This window comes from Nonomuraea sp. NPDC051298, from assembly GCF_055586305.1.
This window is the reverse complement of sequence record NZ_JBVJIM010000002.1, coordinates 66,804-87,729: the sequence shown is the minus strand read 5'-3', so window position 1 is coordinate 87,729 and position 20,926 is coordinate 66,804. Positions and strand designations below refer to the sequence as shown.

Here is a 20,926-nt window from a genome sequence, read left to right as displayed (position 1 = left end):
CCGTGCCAGGCGAGCCGACGGGGGTGGCCGCGTGAGCGCCGCCGAGGTTCCCGCCGCGGCCTCGTGGCGGGAACTGCTGAGCCCGGAGCACGCCGGCGCGGCGATCGTGCCGGCCGTCGGGGTGCTCGTCGGTGCGGTCAACATCTATCTGGCCTCGAGCCTGCTGCCGACCGCGGTGGCCGAGATCGGCGGCGCCGGCTTCTACGCGTGGAACATGACGGTCTACCTCGTCGCGATGGTGATCGCGACGATGCTGGTCAGCCGCCTCCTGGCGCGGTGGGGCGGTGTCGGCGCCTACCTGCTCGGCTTCGGCGTGTTCCTGGCGGGCTCGCTGGCCTGCGCGGTGAGCCCGGCGATGCCGGCGCTGCTGGCCGGCCGCGGCGTCCAGGGGCTGGGCGCGGGGTTGCTGTCCGGGCTGGGCTTCGCCGCCGTCCGATCGGCCCTGCCGCGGCGGTTGTGGACGCGCGGCAACGCGCTGATGTCGGCGATGTACGGCGTCGGCAACTTCGTCGGCCCCGCGCTCGGCGGGCTGTTCGCCCAGTTCGGCGGATGGCGACTGGCGTTCGTGACGATGGCGGTGATCGCGGCGGTGTGCGGCTTCCTCGTGCCCCGGGTGCTGCCGCGCGGCGAGCGCGGCGGATCGCGGGCACCGGTCCCGGTGGTGTCTCTGCTGCTGGTCACGGCGGCCACCGCCGCGGTCAGCGTGGCCGGGGTGCTGTCCGGCGCCGCGGCCATGGCGTCCGGCGTCGTGGTGGCGCTGCTGCTGGTGGCCGCCTTCGTCGCGCATGAGCGGCGTGGTGAGCCGCGGGTCTTTCCGCGTTCCACCTACACGCCGGGTTCGCCGCTGAAGTGGCTGTACCTGACGCTGGCGCTGCTGGCGTTCGGCGTCGCGGTGGAGTCGTTCCTGCCGCTGTTCGGACAGAGGCTGGGCGGGCTGGCCCCGGCGGTGGCCGGGTTCTTCGGCGCGGCCATCTCGCTGGGCTGGTCGGCGACCCAGCTCGTCAGCTCCTCGGCGGTCGCAGAGCGCACGATCGGCCGGTTGCGCGTTCTCGGCCCGTTGCTGCTGGCGCTCGGCTTCCTCGTCCAGGGGCTGCTGCAGCGGCCGGACGCGCCGGCCTGGCTGGTCCTGGTGTGGGTGCCGGTGATGTTCGTCGCCGGCGCCGGCATCGGGCTGGCCTATCCGCACCTGGCGGTGGCGGTGATGTCCAGCACTCAGGACCCGGAGGAGGGCGGGCGGGCGGCCGCCGCGATCGCCACGGTGACGAGCCTGTCGATCGCGTTCGGTACGGCGGTCGCCGGTGCCCTGGTCAACCTGGGCGGCGCCTCGATGCTGGACGCGGCCCGCTCCATGCTGTTCGGGTTCGCGATCATCTGCGCGGCCGGCGCCGTCACCGCCCGTGCGGCGGCTCGTACGAGCCAGTCGGCGCCGGCCGCCCAGCGCGGTTCGTAACCGTCACCCCATCCCCTGCCCTGCTCCCTGCCCGAGTTCGACATGACCGGGTGCGATTCGAAGGAGATGCCATGAGCGATTCCCTGACACAGACACCGATGTTCCCGATGGCCCGTGCGGCGGGATGTCCCCTCGACCCGCCGCCGGAGCTGAGCCGCCGCGCCGAGCAGGCGCCGGTGTCACGCGTGCGGCTCTGGGACGGCAGCACCGCGTGGCTGGTCACCCGCCATGCCGACGTCCGCACGCTGCTCGCCGATCCGCGCGTCAGCGTCGACGTCGCGCGGCCGGGCTTCCCGCACACCAACGCGGTGAGCAAGGCTCGCGATGCGCAGATGAAGACACTGATGCAGATGGACGCGCCGGAGCACATCACCCACCGGCGCCGGCTGACGCCGGATTTCACGGTCAAGAAGATGGAGGCGCTGCGGCCCACGATTCAGCGGATCGTCGACGGCCTCATCGATGACCTGCTCGCCGGGCCGAACCCGGCCGACCTGGTCGAGGCGTTCGCGCTGCCGGTTCCCTCGCTGGTGATCTGTGAGCTGCTGGGCGTGCCGTACGCCGACCGCGCCTTCTTCCAGCGGGTGGCCGGTGAGCTGGTCATGGACGAGAGTGATCCCGCCGACGCCATGGCTGCCAGCCAGGAGCTGAACGCCTACCTGGAGAACCTGGTGGAGGAGAAGAACGCCGAGCCGGGCGATGACGTGTTCAGCAGGATGACCGTCGAGCAGTACCGCACCGGCGCGATGACCCGGCGCGAGATCGCCACGATGGGCCAGCTCCTGCTGGTGGCCGGGCACGACACCACCGCGAACATGATCGCTCTGGGCACGATCGCGCTGCTGACGAATCCGGGACAGCTAGGCGCGATCCGCGACGGCGCCGATCCCGCGCTGGTGGCGGGCGCGGTCGAGGAACTCCTGCGCTACCTGTCCATCACCCACACCGAAGCCCGCCGCGTCGCAGCCGAGGATCTCGTCGTCGGCGGGCAGCTCATCCGCCGGGGCGAGGGCATCATCGCGGTCAAGAGCACCGCCAACCGCGACCCCGCCGCCTTCCCCGACCCCGACGTGCTCGACGTCCGCCGAAACGCCCGCCACCACGTCGCCTTCGGCTACGGCGCCCACCAGTGTCTGGGCCAGCCGCTGGCCCGGGTGGAACTCCAGGTCGTCTTCGGCACCCTGTTCCGGCGCGTTCCCACGCTGGCTCTGGCCGTCGCGCCGCAGGACCTGGCGTTCAAACCCGACGCGGTCTTCTACGGCGTCCGCGACCTGCCCGTCACCTGGTAGCACGCGAAGGAGGACGCGGACGAGCGGTCCGGGACCGGACCGGCCGCACTGCTCGACCGCGTCCCCTTCACCACCCGGGTCAGGTGGACTTGGGGGTGGCGCGCATGCCGACGTACACGCAGGCGGCGCCGTTGGACAGGGTGGAGAAGACGACGGGCATGTAGTCCTCGCTGAAGGAGGGGCCGGCGCCGGAGGCGGCGAAGACCGTCTCGGTGACCGGCTCCAGGTCCATGTCCAGGGGCGGGGAGAGGTCCTTCATGCCGTCGACGAACTCGTAGCGCATGTGCGCGTTCCCCTGGTCGTCGCGGGTGACGGTGATGACGACGCCCTCCCGCCGGTACGTGCCCAGCAGCGGCGTGACGTCCACGGCCGGAGGCTGGGCGGGCGGGCCGAAGGGGGCGGGCATGGTGACGCCGGCGAGCTGGGCGAGGAGGTCGCGGAACAGGTCGGCGTACAGCAGGCGGGCGCTGCCGCCGTTGGTCATCAGGGCCACGGCCACCCCCGCGTGCGGCACGACGCGCAGGTAGGCGTACTGACCGACGGCGGCGCCGTCGTGGCCGTAGCCGGCGATGCCGTTCCAGTCGTACAGGGTCCAGCCCAGGCCCCAGCCGTCGGCGCTGACCGTCCACTTGTCCGGCACGTCCACCTCGCGCCGCCGCATCTCCGCCACCGCCTGCGGCGACAGCACCCCCATGCCGCCCTCGAGGTGCATCCGGGCGAAGCGGACCATGTCCCCGGCGGACACCAGGACCCGACCGGCCGGGCCGGACGAGCGGGGCATCATGTCCCAGACCGGGGCGGGGTCGGGGTCGGCGCCCGCCTCGCCCAGGTGGCTCATGGCCACGGGGAAGCGCAGGGCCTCCTCCGGCAGCGTCATCGACCGCTCGAGACCGAGCGGGGTGAACAGCAGGTCCTTCAACGCCTGGTCCCAGGTGGTGCCAGTGACCACCTCGATGACGCGGCCGAGCACGATGTAGCCGAGGCCGCCGTAGGAGATCGCGGTGCCCGGCGGGCAGTCCAGCGCCACGTTCCTGGCGGCCTCGACGTACTTGGCCAGGCAGTCGTCGCCGCGGCCCGAGTCGTGGTTGAAGTCGTTGGTCACCCCGCCGGTGTGCGACAGCAACTGCCGGATGGTGATGGTCCTGGTGGCCTCGGGGTCCGGGGTGGCGAACTCCGGCAGCACATCGACGACCGGCGCGTCCAGGTCCAGTCTGCCCTCGTCGACCAGCCGCATCACCAGCGTGGCGGTGTAGATCTTGGCCACCGACCCCGAGTGGAAGATCGAGCCGGTGGTCACCTCGACCCCGGTGCCCCGGTGCAGGACGCCGCTGGCCAGCTCGTACACCCGCCCGCCGACCAGCACGGCCAGCGACGCGCCTGGCACGTGGTGGGCGGCGCGCAGTTCGTCCAGCCGCGCCTGCCAGCGGGCGAGCTCGAAGCGCGGGCCGTGGGAGCTGTCCGCTCCCCATGCGCCCGTGGCCGTCCAGGTGCCGTCGGCTTCCCAGGTGAGATTGTCGGACATGTGGTTGTCTCCTTGAGAGGTAGGGAACGTACGGTCAGTGGTTCGCGGCCAGGACGGGCTCGCTCGAAGTCCGGGCGGTGTCGTCGGGCCTGCGGTCGCGGATGACCAGCAGAGCCAGTACGGCTGCCGCCAGGACGCCGGCCGCGCTGATGACGAAGGCGTCGGACATGGCGGTGGTGAAGGCGTCGCGGGCGGTCCTGGCGATGGCGGGGTCGCCGAGAGCGAGCGCGTCGCCGATGGACCGCCTGGCCGCATCGGGCGCCGTGGCGGGGATGGCGCCGGTGTAGCCGCTGGACAGGATGCTGCCCAGCACGGCCACGCCGAGCGCGGCGCCCGCCTGCTGGATGGTGTCGTTCAGCGCGGAGCCGACGCCGGCGTGCTCGGACGGGACGGTGCCCATCAGGGCCGCGATGGCCGCGGGCATCGCCAGCCCGCCCCCGGCACCGAGGACGAACAGCGCGACCGCGGTCATGACGAGCCCGGAGCCGGTGGACAGGGTGGCCAGCAGGCCGAACCCGGCGGCCATCACGACCAGCCCGGTCGCGATCATCGGGCGGTTGCCGATCTTCGCGCCGAGGGTGGCGCCGAGGCCGTTGCAGAGCAGTGAGGCCAGGGCCATGGGAATGAAGGCGAGGCCGGCCTGGGTGGGGGTGTAGCCGAGCACGTACTGCAGGTACTGGGTGAGCACCAGCAGCAGGCCGCCGTTGCCGATCTGGACCAGGGTGAGGGAGAAACTGGCACCGCTGAACGTGCGGTCGCGGAACAGGCTGAGCGGGACCATCGGATACGCCGTGCGCAGTTCCCAGACCACGAAGGCGGCGAGGGCGAGGACGGCCACGGCCAGCGCGGGCACGGACAGGCCGTGCGGCAGCTCGATGATCGTCCAGACCAGCGCGATCATGCCGACCGCCGACAGCACCGCGCCCAGCGGGTCGGGCCTGGTCTGCGGGCCCGTGGACTCGGGCATCAGGATGAGTGCGGCGATGATGGCCAGGACGGCGATGGGCACGTTGATCAGGAAGACTGCGCCCCACCAGAACCAGGCGATCAGCACACCGCCCAGGACGGGGCCGCCGATCAGGCCGAGCATGGCGACCGCGCTCCAGGCTGCCATGGCCTTGCGCCGCTCCTCCGCGTCGAAGACGGTGATGAGGATGGACAGGGTGCTCGGCATGATCAGCGCGCCGCCGACCCCCATCGCCGCGCGGGCGGCGATGAGCAGTTCCGGGCTGGTGGCGTAGGTGGCGGCCAGCGAGGCGACGCCGAACAGCGCCAACCCGATGATCATGACTTTCCTGCGGCCGAACCGGTCGGACAGGCTGCCCGCGGTCAGCAGCAGCCCGGCGAAGACCAGGATGTAGGAGTCCAGGATCCACTGGACCTCCTGGGCGTCGGCGCCGAGGTCGGCGGCCAGCGGCGGGATCGCCACGGTGAGCACCATGTTGTCGATGACCAGCACCAACGTGCTCAGGCACAACACGACCAGGATCAGCCACCGTCGCGGATGACGCTGTGTCACTTCCATCGGACGTCCCCTTCACAGAGTGCGCATGACGTGCGCTCGATGCGAACACTGTACGCATGTCGGCTCAGCGTGCGCAAGCCGGTCGGCCAAGCGCCTGCACATGCCGTACGCTTGATGCGCACGGCGTACGCGACGATGAGCGCGAAGTGACGGAGGAACCCGCATGCCAGCCGACAAGCAGCCCATTCCCTCGGTGTGGGCCCGCCCGCGCACGAAGCGGGAGCAGCCCGCGCTGAGCCGGGACCGGATCGTGTCCGAGGCCATCCAGCTCCTGGACACCGAGGGCATCGAGGCCCTGAGCATGCGCAGCCTCGGCACCCGGCTCGGCGCCGGAGCCACCTCCCTCTACCGGCACGTGGCCAACAAGGACGAGCTGATCGAACTGGTCGTGGACGAGATCTACGGCGAGATGCGGGTGCCCGACGCCGGCGACCCGGCGCACTGGCGGGCGACCGTCACCGACGCCGCCGGGAGTCTGCGCTCAATGGTCCTGCGGCATCCCTGGATCGTCTCCGTGCTCGGCCAGGTCGGCCTCGCCTATCTCGGGCCGAACCTGATGCGCCAGTCGGAGCGCCTGCTCACCCTGTTCCAGGCGGCGGGCTTCGCCCCCGGCGAGGCCGACCAGGCCATGAAGGCCCTCATCGCCTACGTCATCGGGATGACCACCAGCGAGGCGGCCTACCTGTCGATGCTCGCCAGGAGCGGCCAGAGCGAGCAGGGCTGGCTGGAGAGCCTGCGACCGGCCGCCGAACAGGCCGCGCGAGACCACCCGCTGGTGCGCCACGGATACACCGAACAACTCGGCAAGGAGCCGGCGCGGATCCGCGAGGAGACCTTCGCCTACGGGGTCGAGCGCATCCTGGACGGCCTGGAGACCAGGCTCAGCCCTAAGGCCGCCGCCCGCTGAGCCGGGCTTGGGGCCGTGGAGCCGCCGTTCGCCTGGAGCCACCGGCTCGCTTGGCATGCGGCCTTGGCATACATGCCCTGTCGGCTTTCGCCGCACGCAGCCAGTCGTCGAGCGTCCGAGGCAGCGCCTCCGTAACAGCCGGGGCAGGTCGTGGCGGCGACCGACGGGAAGGCCACCGCGACACCGGCCAGCCCAACGACGACTACCGCCACGTCCTGCGCCTTCGGCTCACAGCACCGCTCCACATGTTGAGGTTTCGTACCATCCTGTCCCGCGGAACGGCCCGCCGAGCGCCGGCTATTTGGCGCAGGTACCGGTCACCGGATGCGGGCCAGGTCGATCAGATAGAGCTGGTCCCCGAGCGGGTAGCTGAGGAGCCGCCCGGTCGGATCCGTGGTGGGCATCGGGATGGGCTGACCCTCCGCACGGATGCCCAGGTCGCCGGACGCGCCGGTCTCCAGGTCGTAGAGTCCCACGCCGGCGGGCAGGCCGTCCCCGTACGACGAGGGGTAGAAGCGGTCCTGGGTCGGCGGACTCGTCGTGGCCACCTGACCGGCAACGGCCTTGTACCCGGAGCCGTCCCGGTGCCGGAAGAAGCTCTCGCCCTGTGCGGTCGTACCGAGGCAGATGGTCACGCCGCAGAGTCTGACGTTCTCGCCGGGCTGGGTGACGGAGGTCCGGGTCTCGCCGGTCTCCACGTTCCGGATCCGCCCGTACGTGGTGCCGCGCGGCTCACCGCCCCGGCCAGGGGCGCCGATCCACGGCCAGGCGAGCAGGTGCATCCCGGCGCCGTTCTCGACCGGTGTCACCGTGCCGCCCGCGAGGGGGATGGTGAAGACTCCGCCGGTGTAGAGCGAGAACACGATCCGGTCACCCGCAATGGCCAGTTCGTCGATCCCGCTGCCGTCGCCCTCCTCGATGCTCTGGCTGCCGACCAGCTTCGGCTCTCCGCCGCTCACGGGCACGGACCACAGCTTGGCGACGCGCTCCTCCGTCCCGGTCCACCAGGCCACGTGTCCGTTCCCCACGGCGAAGCCGTTGGCGAGGCCGTGCTCGCTCTCGGGCCCCGGCATGGCGGCGATCTCGCGAGGGACGCCCTTGTCCAGGTCGTAGGCGTACACGGCGGCCGCCGCGCCGGTGGTGTCCGCCCTCGAAGTGACCATCATCACCGTGCGGTCGTCGATCAGCGCGGCCACACGCCACGGCCGGTCGCCGGGTCCCTTCGCCGGGATCTTCGCCACGGCCTGCGGCCAGACCTCCTCCACGGGCGCGGCCGGCTTGGCGGAGAACGGCTGCGCGGCGGGCACGGCGGTGGTGGTGTCGCCGCCGCGTACCACCGCGACCGTCCCGCCTGCGATCAGCACGACCGCCGCTGCGGCCAGCGCCGCCCTGGTCCGCCGCCTCCTGCGCCGGTGGACTCGTTCGAGCCGTTCCGGGAGCAGGGCGGGCAGGCGGGGCGCCTGGTCCGCCGCCTGGCCGAACGTCCTGCGCAGCGTCTCCTCGACCTCGTTCATCGTAGGGTCCCCCTCGGCATCGGCTCGGTCGCGATGGTGGTGCGGAGTTTGTCCAGCGCGCGGGCGGCCTGGCTGCGTACGGTGCCGCTGGAGATCCCGAGCACGGCGGCGATCTCCGCGTCGGCGAGTTGCTCGTAGTACCGCAGCACCAGTACGGCGCGCTGCTTGCGCGGCAGGCCGGCCACCGCCTGCCACATGCGCTGTTCGTCGCCGTCGGGCACCTGGTCGTGGTGTTCGAGTTCCGGCAGGTCCCAGACGAGCCGCTCACGCCTGCGCAGCCGCCAGGCGGCGATGTGCAACCTGGCCATCGTGGTGCGCACGTAACTCTCGGCGTTCTCCTTCCGCCGCAGCCGGGGCCAGGCCGCGCGTAACTTCAGCAACGCCTCCTGCACCAGGTCGGCCGCGTCGTGCGGATTGCCGGCCAGCACGTAGCCGTAGCGCAGTAGCGCGTCACCGCGTTCGGCGACGAACTCCGCGAAATCCGGATCAGGTTCCAACACTCCTCGCCCTTCGTCGTTCCTTCACGTCCCAGAGGAACGAGGCGCGAAAAGCGTTGCATGCGATGAGTTTCCGCGCAGTACGTCGTCTCAACCGGTGTGGGTCGACAGCCGACTCCGAACAGAGGGAGGACCGGGATGGCCGAGCTGATCTACGCCGCGATCGCGTCGCTCGACGGCTACATCGCCGACGACAAGGGGCGCTTCGACTGGGCCAGGCCCGACGAGGAGGTGCACGCCTTCATCAACGACCTGGAGCGTCCGATCGGAACCTACCTCTACGGGCGCGGGATGTACGAGACCATGGCCGGCTGGGAGACCATGGAGACCGGCCCGGGGCAGTCCGCCGTCATCCGCGACTTCGCCCTGCTGTGGCGGGCCGCGGACAAGGTGGTGTTCTCCCGGACGCTGCCGGAGGTGTCCACCGCCAGGACACGCCTCGAACGGCACTTCCGGCCCGACGCGATCAGGGAGCTGAAGGCGACGGCGGACCGCGCCATCTCCGTCAGCGGGCCCCACCTCGCCGTCCACGCGATGAACGCCGGTCTCGTGGACGAGTGCCACGTGTTCGTCGTACCCGCCGTGGTGGGCGGCGGCAACCGGCTCTTCCAGGACGGCGTCCGGCTCGAACTGGACCTGCTCGAGGAGCACCGCTTCGGCGGCGGGATGGTCTACCTGCGGTACCGCGTCGGTGGCTGACCGCGGCGCGGGGCGGCGGCAGGCCGTACCGTTCGGGAGAGTGACCGGTGTGACGAGGAAGGGAGCGGCCGGTGGGCGCGGATGACGACGTTGCCGCCGGCCCGCTGACGGCGTCGCTACGCCAGCACCGCGCGGAAGGTCCGCTCACCGATGCGGCGCATCAGCGGGTTGTCCGCCGAGTGCGTCAGGAAGACCAGCGACAGGGCGAGTGCCCACCCGCGGGCCCGCTCCCAGGTCGCGTCGTCCGCCCGGCCGTACGCCTGTCGAAGGGCGGCACGCTGCTCCGCCGTGAACGACATCCACGCCACGGAAAGGTCGGCGGCGGGATCGCCGGAGGTGACGTCACCGAAGTCGATCACGGCGCTGATCCGGCCGCGGTCGACCAGGATGTTGGCCGGGTGCAGGTCGCCGTGCAGCCACACCGGCGGCCCGTCCCAGGCGGGCGCGGCGGCAGCCGTCTCCCAGACCCGTAGCGCGGTGGCGCGGTCGGCCGGGTCGACGAGCGCCAGCCCCTTCAGCACACCCTCGGCCCGTCCCACCAGCGGAATCCCGCGATACGGGTTGACGGGCGCCGCCGAGGGAGCCGGGACGTGCAGCGCGTCCAGGAAGGCGCCGAGTGCCGCTGCGGCCGACCAGAGGTCGTCGGGCTCCGATCGCGCCGCGATCCGGCCCGGCAGAAACGGCACAACACTCCAGGACCACGGGTACTGAGCCGTCGGCCGCCCGACACGCACCGGCACGGGCACGGGCAACGGCAGCCGATCGGCCAACTCCGGCAGCCACCGCTGCTCATGCGCGACCAACTCCGCGGCCATGGCCCGCCGCGGCAACCGGACGAGGAACTCCTCGCCGAGCCGGCACACAAGGTTGTCCCAGCCGTTGGCCAGCACCTCGACCGGCAGGCCCGCCAGGTCGGGGTGCTGCTCGTCCAGCAGACGCCGTACCAGCTCCACGGAGACCGAGACCTCCGCGGCGGGCATTCGGTGAACTGTCACAGCGATCACCCTACGACCGCGCCCCGGGCGCGGTGGAGGCCGAAGGGGAGCGACCGGCGAGAGGGCTGCCGCGGAGGCTTGGGGCGCGACCGGGCGTCGAGGCAGGCGGTGGTGTCGAAGCCTGGGCCGGTTACCTGTCCGCGAAGGCCCTGCCGGCGCTGATGATCCCCGACAGCGCCGATCGCACGTCGTGCAGTTCGGCGATCTGGGTGTCGATGCGCCGCCGTTCCCGTTCGAACTCGGCGATGAGATCCTCGCATCCGGGCGCGAGGAACTCTCCGTCGTCGACCATGCAGGGCAGCATCTCACTGACCATGTCGGTGTTGAGACCCGCCGCGAGCAGGATCCGGATGCGCCGCACCGTTTCGACGTGCTCTTCGGCGTAGACGCGGTATCCGCCGGACGTCCGCCCGGGAGTCAGCAGCCCCTTCTCCTCGTAATAGCGCAGCGCGCGAGGGCTCACCCCTGCGCGCCGTGCCAGAGCGCCGATCCGCACCTGTCGCCGCCTCCCAGGCTTGACCTTCACGTCAACGTGAACCTTTAGCGTAACGGACACGCGCCGGGAACCCCGGCGTCCCCCGAACGACGGGAGAACACGACAGTGACCAAGCAGCTCTCGCCCGCGCCGGTGACCGTGCTGGGGCTGGGGCCCATGGGACGTGCCATCGCCGCGGCGTTCCTCGTCGCCGGTCACCCGACCACGGTGTGGAACCGGACCGCCGGCAAAGCCGACGATCTTCTCGCCCGTGGCGCAGTCCGTGCCCACAGTCCGTCGGCCGCGCTCGACGCCGCCGAGGTGGTCATCGTCTGCGTCGTCGACGCGAACGCGGTGGACGCCATCCTCGACCAGGCGCTGGCGGAGTCGGGCCGGTCCCGGCTGCCCGCCACCACGCTGGTGAATCTCACCTCCGAAGGGCCGGGACGCACGCGCGAGCTGGCCGCCAGGGCGGACGAGCTGGGCCTGCCCTACCTCGACGGCTCGATCATGACTCCGGCGGCGGCCATCGGCACGGACGCGACCCGCGTTCTCTACAGCGGGCCCGTCGCCCTCTTCGAGCGCCACCGCCACACGCTGGCGGCGCTGGGCGGCGCGGCGGTCCATCTCGGGGACGACCCAGGGAGGGCGGCGAGCTTCGACGTCGCCTTGCTGAACCTGTTCTGGACCTCGATCGCCGGTCTGATGCACTCCTTCGCGCTCGCGGCTCGGCAGAACGTGCCCGCCACCGCGCTGGCGCCACACGCCCAGCAGATGGCGGAACTGGTCGCCAACCTGCTGCCCGAACTCGCGGCCGACACCGACGCCGGGCGCTTCTCCGGGGCGGAGTCGGCCTCGCTGACCTCGGTGACCGCGAGCCTGGACCACATCGTGCACGCGTTGGAGGAGGCCGGGATCTCCCCGGCTGTCACCCTGGCCGCCAAGAACGCCGTCGACGCCGCGGTGTCGGCCGGCCACGGAGGCGACTCCGCCACCCGCCTCGCCGAGTTCCTCAGCCGCGACCACACGGACGAAGCACCCGCGGACACCGCACACGACGGCTGATCGGCCCGGTCGATCGGCACGCCCAGGGGTCACCGTGTTCGCGCCGGGCATCACCGCGACCTCGTTCATGCTCCCGCTGGGCCCCTCGCGACCGTCCCGGCGTGACCGGCGCCGCCACCGTCTTCGCCGTCGCGCTGACCGTCCTGGCCGTCGCGCGCGGCGTCGTCGTCCTCACCGCTCGCCCGAGGTGACTCGTCAGCACCCGCGGGTGGCGCCTATGAGCCGTCGGCGGTGGTGTCGAGCGCGGTGCCCACCTGGTCGGCGAGGGTGACCGCGACCAGGCGGGCCTGCGGGGTCGTTTGCGGCACCAGACCACGGTGCCGTCCTGTTCGAGGCGGAGTGGATGGCCGGTCAGGTTTCCGTACTCGAAGCGGCAGCCGCGCAGGTTCAGCAACCTGGTGAGCTGGACCGTCACGTGATCGACCACCGTGTCGGGCGACCTGGCGGTCTGAGCCGGCGTGGCGGTGTCATGGATCTGGGACGGCGGCCGAAATCGCCGACAGAGCACCGGCCAGGCGGTTCCCGGCGGCGGCGACCGCCACCATGATCACGACCAGGATCAGGGCGACGCTCGTGTTCGACAGGCTGTCGCGAGGCGGCAGAAGCACTGCCGCGACGGCCGGCGGCGCCACCAGTGCGATGCGGTCTCTGTCCAGACAGCGGGCCACCGCTGCCGCGCCTCCCGCCCTTTCATGTCATGTCTGCCGAGGTCAACGCCCTACTCCTACCCAGCCGTACGCGATCGGCCGCACATGACACCGGTCCGCGCCGTTTGTCACTTTGCGACAAACGGGAAGTAATAATCTGCGCCGGGATCAAGGGGAATGGGATCGGCGTCGCTTCGCGGGTACAGATCCACCGTCGCCCAGGTTCGAACAGCGGGAGCCGGTCCTGCCGGCCGGCAGAGGAGAAAGATGGGTCGCAAATTGATTCTTCCCACTGTCGGACACGTCGGTTCGGGCACCGGCGTTCGGCGGCTGACGCTGGTCACGCTCGCGACCGTGATCGTGGAGGTCATTGTGCTGTCGCCGGCGGATTCGCATGCGCTGGCGGCGATCCGGCAGGACTCCCGGACGATCGCGGTCTCCGACGACGGCGGCCCTCTCATCTGGGGAGACGGAAAGCACAACAAGAACTATGTGGCGGTGAAGAGCCCCACCATCATGAATGGCGCCCAGGATATATCGGTCTCCATTTCCGATAAGACCAGAACCCAGTCCGGCTTCTGCAAGAGAAAAGCCTGGACCTGCAGGATCTCGCAGTGGATGGGCTACTGATGCTTGTGGCCCGAATTGCCCGCATCGCGCCTCTCGCGGCAATGGTTCGGCAATAATTCGATCCCGGAGTGCCGAGATCGCGATGAGCGAGTCGATGGCCATTATGTTGACAAGTGACTCCGTACCGATCGAGGGGTGTCCCCGTCATTGATGCTCCTCCGATGAGTAGAGAGTGACAAAGGATGACTTGTCGGCATCATGGCGGCAGGCTCGGCTCCAAGAGCCTTGCCGTTCCCTTTCTGGTGCTCGCATCCGCTTCGGCGGTATCCATCGGTTGCGTCCCACCGCTCTCGGCGGAGGCGGCCACGTCGAGAGTGCAACCAGGGCTGACGGCGAGGGGCCCCGTCGCCGATCCCGAGCCTGACGGGGAGTCCGGCGGTGCTCAGAACGGCGCCGTCAACAGCAAGACCGTCTCCGTGGAAAGCCCCACGAACAACAATGGCTTCCAGCACACGTCGACCAGCACCCCGGGCGGGTCGACCAGCATCCAGAACGCCCTCTGCAAGCGCACCCCGGTCTGCAACATAACCCAGAAGGTCATCGTGGTCTCTCCCGGGAAGGCGAAGGATCCGGTGACGGAGAGCACCGGCACGCCACAGGAAGCGGACGCCCCGGCGTCGGGAGACGCCGAAACATCCACTCCGGAAAGGGCCGCGTCCGCTCGCGAAGAGGATGAGATCGTCTCTTGGGAGGATGCCATTTCGCCCGCCCTCGAAATGGACCGGCTGTTTCGGGCGATCGAGAACGGGGCGACGGCGTACCGAAAGTAGCCGCGTCCAGCCCGGACGACTTCGTTTCCGCAACCGACCGATCAGGATCCGACGATCTTGCCCGCGCCGAGGACGGCGATCCGGGCCGCCCAGGCGTTGCGCCTGCTCCGCTGGAGTCGCACCCCGAGGATCCGGGTGACGCCCTGACGATCGGCGCGCGGATCGGACCCGGCCGCCCTGCCCGCATGAACGTGATCACCGCCGACGTCGGCTCAGGCGGGTGCGCCGTTCAGGATCTCGACCTCGCCCGTGTCCAGGGAGTAGTACGCGCTGACCACGGCCAGGGCTCCCTTGGTCACCAGCGGCGCGAGGTCCCGATTGCCGCGCAGGGCGTCCGCGGTCAGCTTCACCTGGGCTTTGGCCATCGCCTCCGCGGGGTCGACGTGACTCTCCCGTACGGCCTGTTCGTACGCCGGACGCAGAGCCTCCGTAATCGCCTGGAGGTTGCCCGGCAGCGGCTCGCCTTCCCGCAGGGCCTGGTACACGGCGGAAACCGCGCCGCACCGCTGGTGACCGAGGACGACGATCAACGGGGTTCCGCTGGTCATCGGCCCGTACTCGATGGAGCCGGTGATCACGGGCCCCACAGCGGCCCCGCCGCTGCGCATGACGTACAGATCGCCCAGGCCGGTGTCGAAGACGAGCTCTGGCGGCACCCGGGAGTCGATGCATGACAGCACCGCCCCATAGGGCTGCTGGCTGGTGGCCAGCAACTGCCGGCGGGTGGGATCGCGATCCGGGTGCCGGAGCGCGTTGGTCACCCAGCGTCCATTGCCCGCCATCAGCCGGTCGTAAGCAGCCTTCGGCGTGCCGGGAGACGGCCCCGCGGACCCCGACCTGTGCGTCTCCTTGACCGCTCCGGCCGACGAGCAGCCGGCCAAGCAGGCCGCTGCCAGGGACGCGGTCCCGGTGAGCAGCGTTCGCCGCCCCGGACCATCAGCTCGAATGCTCATGACCTGCCGTCTCCAAGGGTCGCGCTGACGGCATACGAGCCGCCAAAGGGCTGGTAGGGCCGATCCGCAAGCTCGCCCGGCAACCTTGCGTAAGATTAATGCAACGCTATGTGTTCGGCCAAGTGGTTTCCCCACTACAGGCGACATCTGGCAACCGGACCTTCCGGGGCGTCCCGGTTGATCACGTTCCTGTGTGATGTGTCGGGCTCGCCGAGGTCAACCTCGGGTAGCGTGACCACGCCAAATGAGCTTCTCCCGTCCGAACGGGGAAGCCCGTTGTCGTCCATGGGTGAAGGTGACACCGATGTTGGACTACGGCCTCGACGTGTCCGGCGTGGAGCGCGAGCTTGCTCTGCCCGACCTGGTGACTGAAGGGGACGAACTCGACGCGCTGGTATCGGCGCAGGCCGATTGGTCGAAGCCCACGCCGGCAGCGGGGTGGACGATCGCCCCGCTCCGTGCGGGCCTGGTCATGCGCCCGTGGTGACGGGCATGGCCGCGGGCCGGTAGACCAGGCCGTCGGTCCAGGTCACCGCTTCGGGTGAGACAGCCAGCCGAAGGGTGGGCCGTTGGATCGCCAGTGCTCTGATCGCCTCGGTGAGCTCGACCCTGGCGAGGCTGGCCGCCAGGCACCGGTGTGCGCCGTAGCCGAAGGCCAGATGCGGGTTGGGCGGCTGGTCGGCGAACCGGTGGATGTCGAAACGGCCGGGGTCGGGGAACGCCCGCGGGTCGTGGTTGGCCGCGTTCAGGTTCGGCATGACGACCGTCCCGGTGGGCAGCGAGCCGCTGGGCAGGTCGGTGTCCTTGGTCATCCGGCGCATGAAGGCGCTGGCGGGTGGTCCGTCGAAGCGCAGGATCTCCTCGATCGCCGTGGGCGCCAGGTCCGGGTCCGCGGCCAGTTCGGCCCACTGGGCGGGATGCAGGAGCAGCCGGAAGACACCGCGAGCGATCATCGAGGCCGTCGTCTCGAAACCGGCCGTGATGAGCGCGAACACGGTTTGGACCAGTTCGCCCTCGGACAGCCGGTCCTGCTCGTCCCTGGCCTGGATCAGCAGGTCGATCAGGTCCTCGCCCGGCTTCGCGCGGTGCTGGGCGACCAGCTCGGCGGCATAGGCCAGGAACTCGGCCTGGCCCTGGTAGCGGGCCTCCGCGGTCGCCGTGGACGTGCTCAGGAACATGTCCGCCCAGCGGACGAAGCGGCCGTAGTCGTCTGTCGGCACGCCGAGCATCTCGCAGATGACGTGGCTGGGCAGGCGCAGCGCGTATCCCTGGACCAGGTCGAAATCGTCGCCGAGCCCGTTGAGGAGGTCTCGGGCGATCTCCGCGACGCGGGGGCGCCACGGCTCTGTCCGGCGCGGGGTGAAGGTGCCGTGCATGATCCGGCGGTAGCGCGTGTGCTCCGGCGGATCCTGGTTGACCAGCGCGTCCGGGTCGTCGTCGATGCCGACGCCGCTCACCAGCCGCGGCAACCCCGGCAGGCGCAGGTTACGGCTGGAGGTGGGCGAGCCCAGCACGGCGCGGACGTCCTCGTACCTGACGACCAGTGGGACGCGGTCGCCGCTGGGCATGGTCGCCGGTGCGAGCGGCGCCGACTCGTGTCTGCGGGCGAACTCCGGAGGCGGGGCGGCAAGTGGCCCGGGCACGATCTCCGGACACGTCCCGTTCGCGGCCAGTTCGGAGGTCATCGCAACCCCTTCCGGTCGGGGGCGCCCGGGAGACGGCCCACGCGCAACGTACGAAATCGCGGGCCCTCGGTCAACAGCCGGACGCAGCCCGACCAGGGGAACTGCCGCCGACCCCGCCGGCGGGCACGCCCGGCGAGTTCGTGACCGCCACCTCCCCGGGCGGCGTCGACGGCGGCGGGCTTCCCGTCGGCGCGGGCTTCCGTGTCGGCTGCGTCATCGTCTCGCCGTGGACGGCCGGAGGCTGGGTGTGCAGCGAGCCGTTCGAGCACACCTCGAACCTGCGGTTCCTGGAACGGGTGACGGGCGTGGAGTGCTCCACCATCAGCGCCTGGCGGAGGGAGACCTTCGGCGACCTCACCTCGGCCTTCCGCTTCCGCGGCAAACCGGCGGGCCCGCCCACGATGCCCAGCACGGCCGGGAACCTGGCGCTGGCCCAGTACGAGGTGGCGCACCTGCCTGCGCCGGTCCCCCCGACCGGCCCGCAGGTCCCCCCGGCCCAGGCCCCGGGGCGCCGGCCCGTCGTCCCGCCCCGCCACGGCGACTGACGCCGGTGGGAGGCGCGGTAGCCGGTTCGAGGGTCAGTCTGACGTAGTACAGTCCCGGCTCGTGATCAATGCTTCACGCCGCAGGTCACTCCCGCTTCCGCGGAGCCGGGCGCGTAAGGAATGAAACGACGCCTGCTCGCGTGCTGGACGGGTGCCGTGCTGCTGTCACTCCTTCCGCACTGGCAGTCGCTGGATGCGGACTCCGGCCTCCAGATCTGCGCCTACCCGGACACCGAAGGCGACCATGGCCTGCTGAGTTGGGGCTTCGCCGGCCTGGCCACGCTCCTGCCTGTCGTCCTGCTGGCGCTGGGGGGCGCCGCATGGCGATCATCGCGCAGGACGAGAGGCGTTCTGACCTGGATCGGAGCGGGCGCGGCTGTCATGACGGCCGCCTACTACGCGCTCTCGGTCTTCGCGTTCTTCTCGCCCTACTGTCCTTCGGGCTCGCAGGGGCTCACCTTCGTGCTTCCGCTCTACGCGGGCATAGCCGTACTTCTTGTCGTCGCCGGTCGAGAATGACGCCATGGGGTTCCAGGGCTTCGCGTCATCAGGGCCAGAGTCGCCGACGGGACCAGGCGGGTCCGGTGCGCCGGTACTGCAGGCGGATGTGACGGCGGTCGTGATCGGCCTGCCAGAACTCGACCTCCTGAGCCGTGACGGCGTACAGGGTCCAGGTCGGGGCGATCAGGCCGGGGTCGGCGGTGATTCTCGCCTGAGCCTGCTCGAAGGCGTCGTCGAGATCGGCCGGGTCGTCGAGGACCTCGGACTGGCGGCCGATGAGCGCCTCGGCGCGCGAGCCCACCGGGCGAGCCAGGAAGTCGGCGGCTCCGGCCGCCGCGCCGACGGGTGCGGCGGCTCCGCGGATGCGGATCTGACGGCCCACCTGGGGCCAGTAGAACGTCAGGGCGGCGTTCGGGTTGGCTGCCAGTTGGCGGCCCTTGGCGCTGGTCGCCGACGACGCGAAGTGCCAACTCCCCGTCTCGTCGACATCCTTGCAGATGAGGACGCGCGAGGCCGGTCGGCCGTCCGCGTCGGCCGTCGAGACGGTCATGGAGTGCGGCGCGGGAACCTTCTCGTCAATGGCCTCCCGCAGCCACTGGACGAACAGGGTGACCGGGTCGTCCGGTGCCGCTGAGGCATCGAACCGGGGCAGTCGCTCGGGGAAGACCGGAAGTGACCTGAACAGGTCTCGCAAGCTCTCCGCCATCAGGCCGATTTCTCCTCGTCCAACTAGTGATCAACCACCTGACATCATCCCGGAGTCCCGTTCACCGAGGTTCTCCGGCCCCCTCATGACCCGGGGGCGCCGGTCGCCCGCCCAGGCAGCCGGTGCTCGTCCAGGACGAACAGGCCCAGCGCCACGAGCAGCACGCCGGCCGCCACCCAGATCGTGCGCGGCCCCTGCCGGTGTGAGGGCAGCGTTACTGCCGGGGAACTGCCGGGACACGTGGGAGCAACAAATCGAGGCTACTTATCTGTCAATCGACAGAAATTGCCCCCGGGGAGAGCCCATGACGCCTTCACCCTCCGCCGAACTTGCCGCCGAACCTTCCGCCGACGAGAGCGTTCTCGAAAGGTTCGGCTACCGGCAGGAACTGCACCGCAGCATGGGCCGCTACGCCTCGTTCGCGGCCGGTTTCTCCTTCATCTCGGTCCTCACCACGGTCTTCCAGTTCTTCGGTCTCGGCTTCTCCTTCGGCGGTCCCGCGTTCTTCTGGACCTGGCCTCTGGTGCTGGCCGGGCAGCTCATGGTCGCGCTCTGTTTCGCGGAGCTGGCCGCGCGCTATCCGATCTCGGGGGCGATCTACCAGTGGTCCAGCCGCATGGGCAATGCGACGTTCGGCTGGTTCGCGGGCTGGATCATGGTGCTCGGCCAGGTCGTGGTGATCGCCGCGGCGGCGCTGGCCCTCCAGGTCGTGCTCCCGGCCATCTGGCCGGGCTTCCAGCTCATCGGCACCGACCCCTCTCCGGTTTCGGCGGACGGCGCGGCCAACGCCGCGTTGTTCGGTGTGGTCCTGCTCGCCGCCACCACCACGGTCAACCTGCTCGACAACAAGATCATGGCCCGGATCAACGTCATCGGCGTCACCGCCGAGATCATCGGCGCGGTCCTCATCGTGGTCCTGCTGCTCACCCACGCCGACCGCGAGCCCACCATCACCTTCGAGACGGGCCTGCCGGGCAGCGCCTTCGCCGCCCTGCTGGTGGCGGCCTTCGCCGCGGCGTACGTACTGATCGGGTTCGACAGCGCGGGCGAGTTGAGCGAGGAGACCCGCAAGGCGTCCGCGGTCGCGCCCCGCACGATCATCAGCGCGCTGGGCGTGGCGGGGCTGCTCGCCTGCCTGATCGTCTTCGCCGCGCTGCTGGCCGCGCCCAGTCTCACCGACGGCCGCCTGGCCGCCGAGGGACTCTCGTACGTGCTGACCAGCACCCTCGGCGACGGCGTGGGCAAACTGCTGCTGGCCGACGTCGTCGTGGCGATCTGCGTGGCGACGCTGGCGATCCAGACCTCCGCGACCCGCATGGTCTTCTCGATGGCCCGCGACGGCGTCCTGCCGTTCGCCTCGCGTCTGGCCCGGGTCTCGCCCCGCACCGGCATGCCGACCGGCCCCGCGCTGGTGACCGGGGTCCTGGCGGCCCTCATCGTGGCGATCAACTTCGTCTCGCCCGACGCCTTCCTGGCGATCGGCACCACCTGCATCGTGGCCCTGTACCTCGCCTACGCGATGGTGACCGGGCCGCTGCTGTGGCAGCGGCTGCGCGGGTCGTGGCAGGGCGGGGCCCCGGAGGGTACGGACGAGAGCGGCAGGCCGCTGTTCTCCCTGGGCCGCTGGGGGTTGCCGGTCAACGTGCTGGCCGTGGTCTACGGGGTCGGCATGGCCGTCAACCTGGCCTGGCCGCGAGCCGAGGTGTACGCGCCCGCCAGCGGTGAGTGGTATTTCCAGTGGTTCACGGTGTTGTTCCTGGCCGCCGCGGTGGGCGCGGGCGTGCTCTACCGGTGGTCAGCCGCCAGGAAGCAGCGCGCGGCCCAGCTCCCGCAGGTGGGCGAGGTCACCCTCACCGACGCCGCCAACGCGTAGCGCGGCGTCCGCCACCGCCTCCGCCATCGCCTCCACCGCGAGGGCGGAGGCGTTCCTGCGGATCAGGATGACGCTCTCCACCACGGAGTAGACCAGCTCCGCGCGCAGGTCACGCTCGGCCTGCGGCAGCTCGGCGACGACCGGCGCGAGCAGGCCGGCGTAGGCCGCCTTGAGCGCGGTCCGCAGCTCCTGGAAGTCGAGGAACCGGTCGGCTTCCGGCAGCAGATACAGGGCGCCCAGATTGTGCTCGCCCGAGCACAGGAGGGCCGCGTCGCGGTGCGCCAGCGCCCACAGCCGCGCCCCGGCGGGCGCGTCGGAGGCGGCGAGCAGGCGCGCGGCCTCCAGCGACGGCCGCACCGTGCTCGCCAGCAACTCGGCGAGCAGCTCTTCCTTGCCCTTGAAGTAGTGGTACATGGTCGCCTGCCGGATCCCGGCGCGCTCGGCGACCTCCCGGGTGGTGGTGGCGCTGTAGCCGTTGACCGTGAACAGCTCCGCCGCCGCCGCGAGGAGCTCCTCGCGCGGCGACAGGCCGGTCTCCGTACGCGCGACGGCACGCGGCCGTCCCACCCCTCGTCTGCTCACCCGCTGATTTTTCCACAGGTCACGAACCTGCCCGATTCACCGGAACGAAACAACCGAGATCTACGGACGAAACGTCACGAACCTAATTTCTGTCGA

Annotated in this window: 22 protein-coding genes; 11 read left to right on the top strand and 11 right to left on the bottom strand. The window is 70.8% G+C overall.

Annotated elements, in window-relative coordinates; all coding sequences use genetic code 11:
* Window positions 1-31: 31 nt before the first annotated feature.
* Window positions 32-1,450 (top strand): MFS transporter, encoded by a 1,419-nt coding sequence (locus ACZ6S0_RS05525; RefSeq protein WP_465913558.1) that lies wholly within the window; start codon window positions 32-34, stop codon window positions 1,448-1,450.
* Between the two features lie 71 nt (window positions 1,451-1,521).
* Window positions 1,522-2,739, top strand: a complete 1,218-nt coding sequence (locus tag ACZ6S0_RS05520; RefSeq protein WP_465913556.1) for a cytochrome P450 — start codon at window positions 1,522-1,524, stop codon at window positions 2,737-2,739.
* A 79-nt stretch (window positions 2,740-2,818) separates the two neighbouring features.
* On the opposite strand, the gene ACZ6S0_RS05515 is transcribed toward ACZ6S0_RS05520, so the two are convergent.
* Both ACZ6S0_RS05515 and ACZ6S0_RS05510 read right to left on the bottom strand, forming a co-directional pair.
* Entirely contained in the window at window positions 2,819-4,261 is a 1,443-nt protein-coding gene (locus ACZ6S0_RS05515) for a serine hydrolase domain-containing protein (protein ID WP_465913554.1), read from the bottom strand.
* A 34-nt stretch (window positions 4,262-4,295) separates the two neighbouring features.
* Window positions 4,296-5,786 carry an MFS transporter gene (locus ACZ6S0_RS05510; RefSeq protein ID WP_465913552.1) on the bottom strand — a complete coding sequence of 497 codons (1,491 nt, stop codon included), beginning with the start codon at window positions 5,784-5,786 and terminating at the stop codon, window positions 4,296-4,298.
* Between the two features lie 163 nt (window positions 5,787-5,949).
* Here ACZ6S0_RS05510 and ACZ6S0_RS05505 point away from each other — a divergent pair, with 163 nt between their 5' ends.
* Window positions 5,950-6,693 carry a TetR/AcrR family transcriptional regulator gene (locus ACZ6S0_RS05505; RefSeq protein ID WP_465913550.1) on the top strand — a complete coding sequence of 248 codons (744 nt, stop codon included), beginning with the start codon at window positions 5,950-5,952 and terminating at the stop codon, window positions 6,691-6,693.
* A 317-nt stretch (window positions 6,694-7,010) separates the two neighbouring features.
* Here the strand turns inward: ACZ6S0_RS05505 and ACZ6S0_RS05500 are convergent, their stop codons facing one another.
* Complete coding sequence (locus ACZ6S0_RS05500) at window positions 7,011-8,207, bottom strand: TolB-like translocation protein (RefSeq protein WP_465913548.1); 1,197 nt, start codon at window positions 8,205-8,207, stop codon at window positions 7,011-7,013.
* Window positions 8,204-8,707, bottom strand: a complete 504-nt coding sequence (locus ACZ6S0_RS05495; protein WP_465913546.1) for a SigE family RNA polymerase sigma factor — start codon at window positions 8,705-8,707, stop codon at window positions 8,204-8,206. Before ACZ6S0_RS05495 ends, ACZ6S0_RS05500 begins: the two co-directional genes overlap by 4 nt.
* Before the next feature lie 135 nt (window positions 8,708-8,842).
* Here ACZ6S0_RS05495 and ACZ6S0_RS05490 point away from each other — a divergent pair, with 135 nt between their 5' ends.
* Window positions 8,843-9,403 (top strand): dihydrofolate reductase family protein, encoded by a 561-nt coding sequence (locus ACZ6S0_RS05490; protein ID WP_465913544.1) that lies wholly within the window; start codon window positions 8,843-8,845, stop codon window positions 9,401-9,403.
* Between the two features lie 116 nt (window positions 9,404-9,519).
* Here the strand turns inward: ACZ6S0_RS05490 and ACZ6S0_RS05485 are convergent, their stop codons facing one another.
* Window positions 9,520-10,398: an aminoglycoside phosphotransferase family protein gene (locus tag ACZ6S0_RS05485; protein WP_465913542.1), complete on the bottom strand. Its 879-nt coding sequence runs from the start codon at window positions 10,396-10,398 to the stop codon at window positions 9,520-9,522.
* A gap of 130 nt (window positions 10,399-10,528) precedes the next feature.
* Complete coding sequence (locus ACZ6S0_RS05480) at window positions 10,529-10,924, bottom strand: MerR family transcriptional regulator (protein ID WP_465913540.1); 396 nt, start codon at window positions 10,922-10,924, stop codon at window positions 10,529-10,531.
* Between the two features lie 75 nt (window positions 10,925-10,999).
* Between ACZ6S0_RS05480 and ACZ6S0_RS05475 the strand changes: the two genes are divergently transcribed.
* Window positions 11,000-11,938 carry an NAD(P)-dependent oxidoreductase gene (locus ACZ6S0_RS05475; protein ID WP_465913538.1) on the top strand — a complete coding sequence of 313 codons (939 nt, stop codon included), beginning with the start codon at window positions 11,000-11,002 and terminating at the stop codon, window positions 11,936-11,938.
* Between the two features lie 467 nt (window positions 11,939-12,405).
* Here ACZ6S0_RS05475 and ACZ6S0_RS05470 read toward each other — a convergent pair whose 3' ends face one another.
* The gene (locus tag ACZ6S0_RS05470) at window positions 12,406-12,546 is read right to left on the bottom strand and encodes a hypothetical protein (RefSeq protein WP_465913537.1); all 141 of its coding nucleotides are present in this window, start codon (window positions 12,544-12,546) and stop codon (window positions 12,406-12,408) included.
* A gap of 306 nt (window positions 12,547-12,852) precedes the next feature.
* On the opposite strand from ACZ6S0_RS05470, the gene ACZ6S0_RS05465 reads away from it, so the two are divergent.
* Complete coding sequence (locus ACZ6S0_RS05465; RefSeq protein ID WP_465913535.1) at window positions 12,853-13,215, top strand: hypothetical protein; 363 nt, start codon at window positions 12,853-12,855, stop codon at window positions 13,213-13,215.
* Window positions 13,216-13,457: 242 nt separating this feature from the next.
* Window positions 13,458-13,985, top strand: a complete 528-nt coding sequence (locus ACZ6S0_RS05460) for a hypothetical protein (RefSeq protein ID WP_465913533.1) — start codon at window positions 13,458-13,460, stop codon at window positions 13,983-13,985.
* Between the two features lie 212 nt (window positions 13,986-14,197).
* Here ACZ6S0_RS05460 and ACZ6S0_RS05455 read toward each other — a convergent pair whose 3' ends face one another.
* The gene (locus ACZ6S0_RS05455; protein WP_465913531.1) at window positions 14,198-14,938 is read right to left on the bottom strand and encodes a carbonic anhydrase; all 741 of its coding nucleotides are present in this window, start codon (window positions 14,936-14,938) and stop codon (window positions 14,198-14,200) included.
* 304 nt (window positions 14,939-15,242) lie between these two features.
* On the opposite strand from ACZ6S0_RS05455, the gene ACZ6S0_RS05450 reads away from it, so the two are divergent.
* Complete coding sequence (locus ACZ6S0_RS05450) at window positions 15,243-15,425, top strand: hypothetical protein (RefSeq protein ID WP_465913529.1); 183 nt, start codon at window positions 15,243-15,245, stop codon at window positions 15,423-15,425.
* Here ACZ6S0_RS05450 and ACZ6S0_RS05445 read toward each other — a convergent pair.
* Window positions 15,409-16,623 (bottom strand): cytochrome P450, encoded by a 1,215-nt coding sequence (locus ACZ6S0_RS05445; protein ID WP_465913527.1) that lies wholly within the window; start codon window positions 16,621-16,623, stop codon window positions 15,409-15,411. The two genes, ACZ6S0_RS05450 and ACZ6S0_RS05445, sit on opposite strands and share 17 nt — an antisense overlap.
* Here ACZ6S0_RS05445 and ACZ6S0_RS05440 point away from each other — a divergent pair.
* A complete protein-coding gene (locus ACZ6S0_RS05440) occupies window positions 16,515-17,168 on the top strand; it encodes an alkaline phosphatase family protein (protein WP_465913524.1) in 654 nt (217 codons plus the stop codon). The two genes, ACZ6S0_RS05445 and ACZ6S0_RS05440, sit on opposite strands and share 109 nt — an antisense overlap.
* 120 nt (window positions 17,169-17,288) lie before the next feature.
* Window positions 17,289-17,687 (top strand): hypothetical protein, encoded by a 399-nt coding sequence (locus ACZ6S0_RS05435; RefSeq protein ID WP_465913523.1) that lies wholly within the window; start codon window positions 17,289-17,291, stop codon window positions 17,685-17,687.
* Window positions 17,688-17,715: 28 nt separating this feature from the next.
* Here ACZ6S0_RS05435 and ACZ6S0_RS05430 read toward each other — a convergent pair whose 3' ends face one another.
* Window positions 17,716-18,375, bottom strand: coding sequence for a pyridoxine/pyridoxamine 5'-phosphate oxidase (locus tag ACZ6S0_RS05430; RefSeq protein ID WP_465913521.1), 660 nt, complete (start codon window positions 18,373-18,375; stop codon window positions 17,716-17,718).
* Window positions 18,376-18,679: 304 nt separating this feature from the next.
* Here ACZ6S0_RS05430 and ACZ6S0_RS05425 point away from each other — a divergent pair, with 304 nt between their 5' ends.
* The gene (locus tag ACZ6S0_RS05425) at window positions 18,680-20,248 is read left to right on the top strand and encodes an amino acid permease (protein ID WP_465913519.1); all 1,569 of its coding nucleotides are present in this window, start codon (window positions 18,680-18,682) and stop codon (window positions 20,246-20,248) included.
* On the opposite strand, the gene ACZ6S0_RS05420 is transcribed toward ACZ6S0_RS05425, so the two are convergent.
* Window positions 20,171-20,830: a TetR/AcrR family transcriptional regulator gene (locus tag ACZ6S0_RS05420; protein ID WP_465913517.1), complete on the bottom strand. Its 660-nt coding sequence runs from the start codon at window positions 20,828-20,830 to the stop codon at window positions 20,171-20,173. The two genes, ACZ6S0_RS05425 and ACZ6S0_RS05420, sit on opposite strands and share 78 nt — an antisense overlap.
* Window positions 20,831-20,926 lie beyond the last annotated feature (96 nt).

Coding starts and splice junctions, on each gene's coding strand:
- ACZ6S0_RS05435 (WP_465913523.1), top strand. CDS start 17,289: ATGAAACGACGCCTGCTCGCGTGCTGGACGGGTGCCGTGCTGCTGTCA.
- ACZ6S0_RS05500 (WP_465913548.1), bottom strand. CDS start 8,207: ATGAACGAGGTCGAGGAGACGCTGCGCAGGACGTTCGGCCAGGCGGCG.
- ACZ6S0_RS05510 (WP_465913552.1), bottom strand. CDS start 5,786: ATGGAAGTGACACAGCGTCATCCGCGACGGTGGCTGATCCTGGTCGTG.
- ACZ6S0_RS05505 (WP_465913550.1), top strand. CDS start 5,950: ATGCCAGCCGACAAGCAGCCCATTCCCTCGGTGTGGGCCCGCCCGCGC.
- ACZ6S0_RS05465 (WP_465913535.1), top strand. CDS start 12,853: ATGGGTCGCAAATTGATTCTTCCCACTGTCGGACACGTCGGTTCGGGC.
- ACZ6S0_RS05425 (WP_465913519.1), top strand. CDS start 18,680: ATGACGCCTTCACCCTCCGCCGAACTTGCCGCCGAACCTTCCGCCGAC.
- ACZ6S0_RS05450 (WP_465913529.1), top strand. CDS start 15,243: ATGTTGGACTACGGCCTCGACGTGTCCGGCGTGGAGCGCGAGCTTGCT.
- ACZ6S0_RS05515 (WP_465913554.1), bottom strand. CDS start 4,261: ATGTCCGACAATCTCACCTGGGAAGCCGACGGCACCTGGACGGCCACG.
- ACZ6S0_RS05430 (WP_465913521.1), bottom strand. CDS start 18,375: ATGGCGGAGAGCTTGCGAGACCTGTTCAGGTCACTTCCGGTCTTCCCC.
- ACZ6S0_RS05490 (WP_465913544.1), top strand. CDS start 8,843: ATGGCCGAGCTGATCTACGCCGCGATCGCGTCGCTCGACGGCTACATC.
- ACZ6S0_RS05445 (WP_465913527.1), bottom strand. CDS start 16,623: ATGACCTCCGAACTGGCCGCGAACGGGACGTGTCCGGAGATCGTGCCC.
- ACZ6S0_RS05520 (WP_465913556.1), top strand. CDS start 1,522: ATGAGCGATTCCCTGACACAGACACCGATGTTCCCGATGGCCCGTGCG.
- ACZ6S0_RS05455 (WP_465913531.1), bottom strand. CDS start 14,938: ATGAGCATTCGAGCTGATGGTCCGGGGCGGCGAACGCTGCTCACCGGG.